Origin of the sequence: Dietzia sp. PP-33, assembly GCF_033790845.1 — a bacterium.
In the GTDB taxonomy this organism is placed as follows: domain Bacteria; phylum Actinomycetota; class Actinomycetes; order Mycobacteriales; family Mycobacteriaceae; genus Dietzia.
In genome coordinates, this window is the sequence record NZ_JAMYEI010000010.1 from 112,674 (window position 1) to 123,178 (window position 10,505).

12 protein-coding genes are annotated in these 10,505 nt (G+C 68.6%); 7 read left to right on the top strand and 5 right to left on the bottom strand.

Annotated elements, in window-relative coordinates:
• Positions 1-16: 16 nt before the first annotated feature.
• Together NJE57_RS16815 and NJE57_RS16820 are read right to left on the bottom strand one after the other, a co-directional pair.
• Positions 17-2,134, bottom strand: a complete 2,118-nt coding sequence (locus NJE57_RS16815) for a copper-translocating P-type ATPase (protein WP_413464429.1) — start codon at positions 2,132-2,134, stop codon at positions 17-19.
• A gap of 103 nt (positions 2,135-2,237) precedes the next feature.
• Positions 2,238-2,654, bottom strand: coding sequence for a VOC family protein (locus NJE57_RS16820; protein ID WP_319029677.1), 417 nt, complete (start codon positions 2,652-2,654; stop codon positions 2,238-2,240).
• Positions 2,655-2,752: 98 nt separating this feature from the next.
• Between NJE57_RS16820 and NJE57_RS16825 the strand changes: the two genes are divergently transcribed.
• The 4 genes from NJE57_RS16825 to NJE57_RS16840 all read left to right on the top strand — a co-directional run bounded on the left by NJE57_RS16825 (position 2,753) and on the right by NJE57_RS16840 (position 5,046).
• Complete coding sequence (locus NJE57_RS16825) at positions 2,753-3,706, top strand: sigma-70 family RNA polymerase sigma factor (protein WP_319029678.1); 954 nt, start codon at positions 2,753-2,755, stop codon at positions 3,704-3,706.
• A gap of 147 nt (positions 3,707-3,853) precedes the next feature.
• On the top strand, positions 3,854-4,411 hold the full coding sequence (locus NJE57_RS16830; RefSeq protein WP_319029679.1) for a dihydrofolate reductase family protein: 558 nt from the start codon (positions 3,854-3,856) through the stop codon (positions 4,409-4,411).
• A gap of 37 nt (positions 4,412-4,448) precedes the next feature.
• Positions 4,449-4,739: a DUF4287 domain-containing protein gene (locus NJE57_RS16835; RefSeq protein ID WP_319029680.1), complete on the top strand. Its 291-nt coding sequence runs from the start codon at positions 4,449-4,451 to the stop codon at positions 4,737-4,739.
• A gap of 100 nt (positions 4,740-4,839) precedes the next feature.
• Complete coding sequence (locus NJE57_RS16840; RefSeq protein WP_319029681.1) at positions 4,840-5,046, top strand: hypothetical protein; 207 nt, start codon at positions 4,840-4,842, stop codon at positions 5,044-5,046.
• A 22-nt stretch (positions 5,047-5,068) separates the two neighbouring features.
• On the opposite strand, the gene NJE57_RS16845 is transcribed toward NJE57_RS16840, so the two are convergent.
• The gene (locus NJE57_RS16845; RefSeq protein ID WP_319029682.1) at positions 5,069-5,848 is read right to left on the bottom strand and encodes a MerR family transcriptional regulator; all 780 of its coding nucleotides are present in this window, start codon (positions 5,846-5,848) and stop codon (positions 5,069-5,071) included.
• The gene (locus tag NJE57_RS16850) at positions 5,841-7,091 is read right to left on the bottom strand and encodes an MFS transporter (RefSeq protein ID WP_319029683.1); all 1,251 of its coding nucleotides are present in this window, start codon (positions 7,089-7,091) and stop codon (positions 5,841-5,843) included. The genes NJE57_RS16845 and NJE57_RS16850 overlap by 8 nt, the downstream gene beginning before the upstream one ends.
• 113 nt (positions 7,092-7,204) lie before the next feature.
• On the opposite strand from NJE57_RS16850, the gene NJE57_RS16855 reads away from it, so the two are divergent.
• The 3 genes from NJE57_RS16855 to NJE57_RS16865 all read left to right on the top strand — a co-directional run bounded on the left by NJE57_RS16855 (position 7,205) and on the right by NJE57_RS16865 (position 9,562).
• Positions 7,205-7,453 (top strand): DUF6480 family protein, encoded by a 249-nt coding sequence (locus NJE57_RS16855; RefSeq protein WP_319029684.1) that lies wholly within the window; start codon positions 7,205-7,207, stop codon positions 7,451-7,453.
• A gap of 88 nt (positions 7,454-7,541) precedes the next feature.
• Positions 7,542-8,450 (top strand): DUF1295 domain-containing protein, encoded by a 909-nt coding sequence (locus NJE57_RS16860; protein ID WP_319029685.1) that lies wholly within the window; start codon positions 7,542-7,544, stop codon positions 8,448-8,450.
• Positions 8,447-9,562 (top strand): FAD-dependent oxidoreductase, encoded by a 1,116-nt coding sequence (locus NJE57_RS16865; RefSeq protein ID WP_319029686.1) that lies wholly within the window; start codon positions 8,447-8,449, stop codon positions 9,560-9,562. Before NJE57_RS16860 ends, NJE57_RS16865 begins: the two co-directional genes overlap by 4 nt.
• 10 nt (positions 9,563-9,572) lie before the next feature.
• On the opposite strand, the gene NJE57_RS16870 is transcribed toward NJE57_RS16865, so the two are convergent.
• Positions 9,573-10,064, bottom strand: coding sequence for an SRPBCC family protein (locus tag NJE57_RS16870; RefSeq protein WP_319029687.1), 492 nt, complete (start codon positions 10,062-10,064; stop codon positions 9,573-9,575).
• Positions 10,065-10,505: the final 441 nt, after the last annotated feature.

The window sequence follows — 10,505 nt, forward strand, 5'->3', positions numbered from 1 at the left end:
CCGGTCGGGGGCCGGGTCAGCTGCGGACCAAAGCGGCGGGGTCGAGGTCGAGGCGACGCAACAGCTGGGCGTTGAGCGCCACCACGATGGTGGAGATGGACATGAGGATCGCCGCGACCGCGGGGGAGATCGCCACGCCGGCGAACGCCAGGACCCCGGCGGCCAGCGGCACCGCGATGACGTTGTACCCCGTGGCCCACACCAGGTTCTGCCACATCTTGCGATAGCTGGCCTGGGAGAGCTCGATGATCGACAGGACCGCCCGCGGATCGTTCGCGGCGAGCACCACCCCGGCGGACTCGATCGCCACGTCGGTGCCGGCGCCGATCGCCACGCCCACGTCGGCGCGGGCCAACGCCGGGGCGTCGTTGACCCCGTCGCCGACCATCGCCACCCTGTGCCCGCGCTCCTGGAGCTCGCTGACCTTCGCGTCCTTGTGCTCGGGGAGAACCTCGGCGAACACCTCGTCGATCCCGAGGTCCGCGGCCACGGCGTCCGCGACCTGTCGGGCGTCGCCGGTGATCATCGCGACCGAGATCCCACGGTCATGCAGCGCGTCGATCGCCTGCCGCGACTCCTCGCGCACGGCGTCCTCGAGCGCGAGAGCCCCCAGGACCCGCTCGCCGTCGACGACGTGCAACACCGACGCCCCCCGCGACACCCACTGGTCGGTCGCCTCCGCGATGTCGGCGGGAACCGACAGCCCGAGATCGTCGAGCATGGCGGGGCCGCCGACGCTGATCTCGGCGCCGTCGACCCGGGCGCGGACACCACGTCCGGGCAGGGACCGGAAGTCGCTGGCGGCCACCCGGTCCGTGGCCGGCACCCGATCGTCCGCCGCGGTGACGATCGCGCGGGCGACGGGGTGTTCGCTGTCGGCCTCGACCGCCGCTGCCACGGCCAACACCCGCTCCTCGGTGACCTCGCGCCCGGCGGCGAGGCCGGTGACCCGGTGCCGTCCCTGGGTCAGGGTGCCGGTCTTGTCGAACAGGACCACGTCGACTGTGCGCATGCGCTCGAGCGAGAGCCGGTCCTTGACCAGCACCCCGGACCTGGCGGCTCGTTCGGTGGAGATCGCGATGACCAGCGGGATCGCCAACCCCAGTGCGTGGGGGCAGGCGATCACGAGCACGGTCACCGTGCGCACCACGGCCTCGTCGACGTTGCCGAGCAGAGCCCAGACCGCAAACGTGAGGATGCCTGCGACGGTGGCGAAGTAGAACAGGAACGCTGCGGCCTTGTCCGCGAGCGCCTGCGTTCGGGACGAGGAGGCCTGGGCGTCCGCGACCATCCGCTGGATGCCGGCCAGCGCGGTACTCTCCCCCACCGCGGTGATCCGCACCCTCAGGGCACTGTCGGTCGCCACAGTCCCGGCGACCACGGTGTCGCCCACGTCCCTGATGGCGGACTTGGACTCGCCGGTGATCATCGATTCATCGACCTCGGCGCGGCCGTCGGTGACCGTGCCGTCGGCGGGCACCCGCGCTCCCGCGCGTACGAGCACCAGATCCCCGAGCTCGAGGTCCTGCAGAGGGACCGTCGCGGTTCCGGAGTCGGTGATCTTCTCCGCAGAGTCCGGCAGCATGGCCGCCAGCGCGTCGAGGGCGCCCGAGGCCGAGCCGAGTGCGCGCATCTCAAGCCAGTGCCCGAGCAGCATGATCACGATCAGCAGCGCCAGTTCCCACCAGAAGTCCAGGTCGAACCCGCCGAGCCCCAGAGTGGTGACCCAGGACGCGAGAAACGCGACGGTGATCGCCATGGCGATCAGCAGCATCATCCCGGGACGGCGCGAGCGGAGTTCGGCCCAGCCGCCCGTGAGGAACGGGGCGCCGCCGTACACGAAGATCACCGTGCCCAGCACCGGGGCGATCCACATGGCGCCGGGGAACTCCGGCATGGTGTAGCCCAGCAGGTCGGCGACCATGTGGCTGAAGAACACCACCGGAACGGCCAGGATCAGCGAGACCCAGAACCGCCGGCGGAACATCTCACCATGCGCCCCGTGCCCGGCGTGCCGATCGTGGCCCCCGTGCTCGGCGTGGTCGCTGTGGTCGCCGTGCTCGGCGTGCTCGCTGTGATCGCTGTGCTCGTCGTGCTCGTCGTGCACGGGATGGGCGTCGGGGGGCGTCGACATCGGGAGCCTCCTTGGGGGTGGCGGGATGGGGAGGGAGTTCGATTTTGCTTCCAGGATCACTGGCGCATCCCGCGATTCCCGTGGAGGTCGCGTCAAGGTTTGATCAAGTACTCCGGCCGGGTTCGCCGTCCTCCTCCGTGCACAGGCAGAACGGGTGCCCGACCGGGTCGAGGTACACGACAAAACGCCCGTCGGGGCTGGGCTGATACTTGTGCCGTCGCCCGCCGGCGGCCAGGACGGCCGGTTCGGAGTCCGCGATCGAGTCGACGTAGAAGTCCAGGTGCACCTGTTGTGGGACCTGCCCCTCGGGCCAGGTCGGCGCGCGGAAATCGGGGACGGTCTGGAAACCGAGCGTGATCGCGTCCGTCTCGCCCTGGGGTGGCAGGACGTCCACCCAGTCCGGGTACTGCTCGTCCGAGTGGACGCGCCATCCGAGCATCGTCGCGTAGAAGTCTGCGAGCTCCCGGGCATCGGGACAGTCGAGGGCGGCGACCACGCGCCGCGTGGTGATGTGAGCCATGCCGCGACGGTAGCGGCCGTCATGTGGTGGCTCAAGGCCTCACGGCCGGGGCCACCGAAGCCCACCACAATCGGGCCGCATAGGCGGACACTATCCGCGTGCACACGATCGAGGCCGAGACCTACCGCAGCGAGATCCTCGGCTATTGCTACCGCTACTTCGGCTGTGTCGCGGAGGCCGAGGACGCGACGCAGGAGACGATGCTCCGCGCCTGGAACGCCCGGGACGGTGCTGAGTTCGGGGGCCGCTCGTCGCTGCGCACGTGGCTGTATTCGATAGCCACCAACGTCTGCCTGGACATGACGCGCGCGCCGCAGCGGCGCAGCCTCCCGGTGGACCTCAGCTCACCCGGACGTGTCCCCGACGACCCCACGACGCTGGCCACCCTGCCCGAGCAGGAGTGGATAGGTCCGGTCAGCGACGCCCGCCTCGGCATCGACCCCTCAGCCACCGCCCTGACCCGCGAATCAGTCCGGCTCGCCTTTGTAGCCGCACTGCAGTTCCTGCCACCCCGCCAGCGGGTCGTGCTGATCCTGCGTGACGTCCTGGTCCTCTCGGCGGCAGAGTGCGCCGACCTGCTCGACATGACGGTGGCCTCGGTCAACTCCGCCCTCGCCCGGGCGCGCACGACCATGGCCCGGCACGGAGCCACGGTCCCGACCGACACCGCGGACGAGGCCCCCACCTACGACACCCGGCTTCTTGAGAAGTACGTCGCCGCCTTCGAGGCCTACGACGTCGACCGCCTGGTCGCCCTGCTGACCGAGGACGCGGAATTCAGCATGCCCCCGTTCGAGCTCTGGCTGCGGGGCCCCGCAGAGATCGAGAACTGGTGGCGCGGCCCCGGGCAGGTGTGCCGCAACGCGCGGACCATCACCACCTCCGCCAACGGCCGGCCCGCCGTCGCCGTCTACCACGACGCGGGCGACGAACGGTGGGAGGCGTTCGCGATCCACGTCCTCGACTCCCGCTCTGGCCGCATCTCGTCGATCACCCACTTCATCGGCGCGGGTCACTTCTCCGACTTCGGCCTCCCCACGCACCTGCCGTAGGAAAGCCCCACTGGAGACACCGCCGGTGACTCTCCCGCCGCACCGATCATTTTCCGCGCCTCGGACCGTCTACCCCTGTGAAGGCAGTTCTCCACGGCCCGAGCACCCGCTCGTCTGGGCCCCCGAACCCCCGCAGGAGGGATCATCATGACCCGCAAGACCACGGCACACATGTTCTACACGCTCAACGGTGTGGCCGAGCACGCCGACCGCTGGCAGTTCGACTCGTTCGGACCCGACGAGATGCAGAGCATGGCCGAGATGACGACCGCGACCACCGACCTGGTGCTGGGCCGCACACTCTGGCAGGAATGGTCCGGGTTCTGGCCCGGTGCGCAGGACCCGTTCGCGGAATGGGTCAACCCGGTGCGCAAGCACGTCCTCACCTCCACGCTGGCGGGCGAGTTGCCGTGGAACAGCACGATCGTCGCCGGTGATCCGGCGGAGTACCTGGAGCAGTTGCGCCAGCAACCCGGCGGCGACATCGCGATCGCCGGTGGTGTGGAGACCACTCGGCGACTGGTGCTGGCCGGGTTGGTGGACGAACTCACGCTGACCATCCACCCGGTGATCACCGGAGAGGGCCGCAGGCTGTTCGACGACTCCGTCCCCACCACGCGCATACGTCTGCTGAGCTCGACCCACACGCAGGCGGGCAACATCATCGCGACCTACGCTCTGCGGTCCGACGACGCCGCCGCCTGATCCGACCCCACTCGCCCATCGACAGCAGGAGAAACCCATGTCCTTCCAGGCATACCTCGACACCATCGAGGTCAAGACCGGATTCACGCCGCGTCAACTCGTCGATCAGGCCACCAACCGCGGCTTCGGTCCCGGGACCAAGGTAGGTCCGATCCTCGAGTGGGTGAAGAACGACTACGACCTCGGCCGCGGGCACGGGATGGCTCTCGTCCACGTGATCACCAAGGGACCGCAGATCAGCTCCACGCACGTCGGGACCACCGGCACGCACGCCGATGCGACAGACGTGCTCTGGCTCGACGGCGCGGCCACGAACCCGAACCCTTGACCGGTATCGCCCGCGGCGCTGTCCTCGGACAGTGGCGCCGCCCGCGAGAGGCTGCTAGAGGTGGAGGTCCACGCGCCCCCAACGCACTGGAGATGACGAGATGAGCATCGAGGACCGCCCCGACCCGGACGAGTACACCCCGGAGCCCGACCCCGTCACCGCCGCCGAGGAGTATGCCCCCGAGACTCCCGTCGACGACCCGGCCCGCGAGGCGAACCCTGCCGATGTCGCCGAGCAGCTCGTCGAGGTCCCGGTTACCGACGAGGACGCGCCGGACGCCGCAGAGAGCGACGCCGACCCCGACTAGGAGATCTTGTCGACCTCGATCCTCAGCTGAGGTCCGCTTCCGGGTCCGGGGTGGTAGCACTTTCCAGGTCCGCCCTGACCTTGTCCAGGACCCGCTGCTGGGCCGTGGTGAGGTAGCCGTCAAGGTGCAGGCCTGTCCAGGCTTCCGGAGGGTGCGGGAGATCGGGCAGCCCTCTGCTGGTGAGCTCGGCGACGACGGGCAGGAACAGCTCGGTGAGTTGATCGGCGAGGTCCGTGATCTCCTGGGACGTGGCCTCGCCCTCGAGGGTCGACCACGCCGTCATCGCCGCCGCGACGACAGGGGCTCGAGCTGGCTGGCTGAGCAGTTCGTAGATCGTCGTCAGGTGATCCTGCCCCGCGTTGCCGATCAGATGCATCAGGAGAAGAGTGTGGTCGCGGTCCATGGCCGCCGCACTCTCCGGCAGACCGGATCGGCGTAGGAGATTGTGGGACGACGCGATCTCGGGCGGGAGATCAGGGAACGCCTCGTAGCGTTTGAGATGAGACAGGAGCTCGCGTTGCCTGGTGAGGCGCTCGATCTGCGCCGCGAACTCCGCGTCCAGGGTGTCGAACACCGTGGCCGGGGGCGGTTCGTCGTCGTCGAGCATGGTGGAGATCTGAGGCAACGAGAACCCCAGATCGATCAGGCGTCGGATACGCAGGACCTTGACCAGCGCATGTGTGTCGTAGACGCGATAGCCGTTGCTCGACCTCGCCGGCTCCTCGAGCAACCCGATCTGGTGGTAGTGCCGCAGCGCACGCACGGTGACCCCGGCGGTGCGGGCGAGGTCGCTGCTACGCATCGCTCATCACCTCTCGATCCGGGTCGACGGCGGCGGGCCTGTCGAGGTTGCGCATGGACCGGGCGAACAGAGCCACCAGGAGCCCAAGAGACCACAGGGCGGCGAGCATGACAAGGGCGGTGTGGAGATCGGTGAGTTCGGTGAGCAGCCCGGCGAGGAAGATGCCGAGCGGCGACCCCGCCGTGACGAGCGTGTTCTGAGTTCCCAGCACGCGGCCGCGTCGGTCTTCGGGGATCCGTTCGATGGACAGCACCCCTATCAACGCTCCGAAGAGCCCGACCGAGAATCCCAGGACAAAGGCGCCGAGGAACAACACCCACACCGACACGAGCGTCGCCATGATGCCGAGGCCGATGATGCTGCCGACCACCCCGGCCACAAACCAGTGGCGGCGGGAACCGCGCGTTCCGGCGACAGCGTAGATCCCTCCGCCGACGAGGGATCCAGCGGCGATGGCGCTCAGGACCAGGCCGAGCAGACCCGGACGGTCGATCTCCGTGAAGTAGAGCGGGAGGATGATGCCCTGCAGGCCTCCGATCGCGACCACTGCGGCCACCGTCAGAACCGAGGTGACCAGGACGAACCTGTTGCTGATCATCTCCATCCACCCTTCACGCAGTTGACCCCACACCCTGCGTGGCTGACCTCCGCTCGCGGTGACCACACCGTCGAGGGTTCCCACCCGATCAGGGATCAGCATCGTCAGCAGCGCCGCGGCCAACGAGGCACCGGCCGTGACCCACAACGCCGTGGCACCGCCCCAGATGGTGACCATGAACCCGGCAGCGGCGGGGCCGATCAGAATAGCGACGGCGCCCAGTGCCTCACGGCTGCCGGTGATGCGTTCCGCCGAGACCCCGCTGTGGCGGATGATCGCGGGAAGCAGGGCCTCCCGAGCGGTGATTCCCGGGACGTCTCCGACCGCACCGATGACTCCGCAGAGGATGAACCAGCCCACGGACAGGCCGGTGATCATGTCGATGATCGGCAGAGCGCCCATCGCGGCGGCAGAGATCAGGTCGGTGAGAATCGATGAGGTGCGCCGGTTGATTCTGTCGATGACGAGGCCCATGAAGATCCCCGCGACGACGGCGGGCACGATCGTGGCTGCCGCCACCGTGCCTGCTGCCAGCGCGCTGCCTGTGGTCTGGAGCACCAACAGTGGCAGCACGATCGCGGCTATGGAGTTCCCCAACGCGGACAGGGTGCAGGACGCCAGGTACGTAGCCGGAAGAAGTCTCATGGCCCCGAGCTAAAACTACGACGTCGCGTCGGAGTCAACCCCGCAGAACCTACGCACCACACCCGCGTGCGCCCGTGGGACCGCGTCCCCGCCAAGGTGTGTCAAGGTTAGTCATGACCAACAACCGCCCGTCCGACCCGGATCCCATCGATTCCCCCGATCTCGATGCGGGCGGTTCGCCCAGCGGCCCGCAGACGCCGGACTCGGATTCGACCTCCCTGTCCTCGGACAGCGCAGGGACCGGGCAGAGCCCGACCAAGTCCAACTCCCGCATCGGGATCTTCATACTCCTGGGGATCATCGTGCTGGTGATCCTGGTCATGGCCCTGGGCCTCGTGGGAAGACTGTTCGGCCTGGGCTGACGACCATGTAGTGCCACACCCCGTAGTGCCACACCGCGTTTCGGCGTTCCGCAGGTTCGTCCGCAGAACGCTCATTACCCTCCCTGACATGAGTCAAGGTGCATCGCTCCTGCGGGTCGGGATCGCTTATATCGTCGCCATCGCCGCGGGATTGGTGTGGCTGCTGTGGGGGCCGGACACCGGGCAGTTGTGGCTGGACGGCCTGATCGCCGATCTCATCGCGACAGTGGTGATCTTCGCGGCGAGCCGGATCTACGGCAACTCCAGCTTCTACGACGCCTACTGGTCGGTCATCCCCCCGCTGCTCGCGTTCTACTGGTGGGTGGCCGCCGACGCGGGGGTCAACGACGCCCGCTGGTGGCTGATGATGGTGGTGCTGCTGGCGTGGGCGATCCGCCTGACGGCCAACTGGATCCGTACCTTCCCCGGCATGCACCACGAGGACTGGCGCTACCCGATGATCCGCGAACGGGCCGGGAAGTTCGAGTTCGGCGCCGACCTGATGGGCATCCACGTCTTCCCGACCCTGCAGGTCTTCGCCGGACTCATCCCCGTCTACGTTGTCGCCACCAGGGTCGGTGAGCCGCTCGGGTGGCTCGACTTCGTCGCCTTTGCCGTCGGGCTGGCCGCGCTCGCCCTCGAGACGATCGCCGATCTGCAGATGCACCGCTTCATCGCCACCAGGTCGCCGGGCCAGGTCATGGACACCGGCGTGTGGTCGTGGTCCAGGCATCCGAACTACTTCGGCGAGTGCGGGATCTGGTTCTCCATGGGCCTGTTCGGCCTCGCCGCCTACCCGGGAGCGTGGTGGGTGTTCGCCGGAACCGCGGCGATGGTGGCGATGTTCCTCGCCGTGAGTATCCCGCTGATGGAGACGCGCAGCCTCGAGCGCCGGCCCGAGTACGCCCGGGTCGTGGACCGGGTGTCCCTGTTCATCCCACGGCCGCCCAAGAAGAGCCCGACCGAGAAGGACCGGCGCGCACAGTCCCCGGCGTGAGCGCTCCCCGCATCGTCGTCGTCGGGCTCGGAGACACCGGCGTCCTCACCGCCATCGCGCTCCGACGGCGTGGCAGCGTTGTGGGCATCCACGCGAAGCCGGAGTTCGTCAGCGGGCAGGAACTCGGCCTGAGACTGGCCCGACCCGAGGCGTGGACCCGCGACTACCGCATCGCCTACGACAGGTTCCGTGGACTCGACGACGTGCGCCTCGTGCACGGCAGCGCGACAGCCCTCACCGAGAACCGGACCGTGCGCGTCACCTACGCGGACGGCACGGTCGCCGAGGAACCGTACGACGTCGTCGTCGTCGCCACCGGGGTGACCAACGGCTTCTGGCGCCACCCCACCCTCCAGGACTCGGGTGCGGTCGACGCCGACCTCGCCTCGCCCCACGAGCGCATCGCGGCGGCGGGGTCGGTGATGATCATCGGCGGCGGCGCGGCAGCGCTGAGTTCTGCGGCGCAGGTGGCCGAGCGGTGGCCCGGCACGACGGTGGACGTGTACTTCCCCGGTGACCGCGCGCTCCCCCATCATCACGAGCGCGTCTGGCACCGGGTGAGGTCCCGGCTGGAGGCGCTCGGTGTGGGCCTGCATCCGGGGTACCGCGCGGAGCTGCCCCCGGGAGATGACGCTCGCGACCTGACCAGCGGGCCCGTGACCTGGTCGACGGGGCAGCCACCGGTCGTCTCAGATGCGGTGATCTGGGCAATCGGCCGAGTGATCCCCAATACCGCGTGGCTGCCGGGCCACATGCTCGACGCGGGCGGATTCGTGAACGTGGATCCGACGCTGCGGGTAGTCGGGTACGACGACGTCTTTGCAGTGGGCGATGTGGCCGCGACCGACCCGCTGCGGACCTCCGCTCGCAACCGCGGGCACGCCCTGGTCGCGAGGAACATCCGCGCATATCTTGAAGGCGCCCCGCTGCGTGAGTACCGGCCGCCGCGGCGGCGCTGGGGGTCGGTGCTCGGTCCGCAGCGTGACGGGCTGATCGTGTTCGGTCCAACCGGACAGGGCATCAGAGTGCCGGCGTTGGCCTCCGACGTGGTGCTGCAGCGGCTCATCACCCGGCAGGGGATCTACGGCGGGGTGCGGCGCCGGACGCGCTGACGGCGCCCGATCAGTTCTCCCCGTCGCGGACATCCTTCCCGTGCTCGGCGAACTCCTTGAAGTCCTGCATGTGCTGCTGCGACTGCGTGCGGAAGGTGCGGGGCATGACAAGCGCGATCAGCCGCATCATCAGGCCGCTGAACCGGTACTCGCTCTCGCTCTCCCAGCGCGTCGTCCCGCGATCGACCTCGGTCAGCCGATCGCGCGTCATGCTCCACATGCCCGGGGCGACCATCTCCCGGTCGAAGCGGGCCACGACCCCTGTGGGGATGTCATGCAGGTCTGCGGGCTCCCGCCTGGTGACGGTCTCGGTGCACTCGATCTCCTGCTTCCCCGATCGCAAGACGACCCGCGATGTGGTGCCGACCTGCCCGTGTGTCCCGGTCAACGGCTCGTGGAGTATCACGCCCCGCACCCACTTCTGAATGTTCGCCGGGTCCGCCAGCAACTGCGCCACCCGCTCCCGCGGCAGGTCGATCTCGATCGAGTTGAGGTACTTCACGGCGCGCATTCCTTCCGGGTGTGGGACCGCATGCCCAGCGGGACGAGTTCCGGTTGACCACTGCAATCGAGTAGACACCGCAGTCGGGCGTCGAACTGAAAAACGTTGTTCCCCGCCCTGATATTGTCCCACTTCGTGGGGAACCTCCTCGAGCTGACGCTCATTCTCGATTCGGACCGTGGGATCCTCCCCACAGCCGACGCCAACGCCTATGCCGTGACGCATGTCAGCGTCTAGGACTGCACGCGCGCTGGTGGCGATATTCATAGCGCTCCAGATCGCGTTCCCGGCACTACTCCTGGGCGCCCGTTGGTGGCTCTTCCCAGATGAGGGTGTAGGTCGGTCGGGCGCGTCGGTCCGCAGATAGACGTCGAGGTCTCCCGACGATGGAGGTTCCTACGCCATCCATCCGAAAGACCTCGACGTGACCGACACAACCCC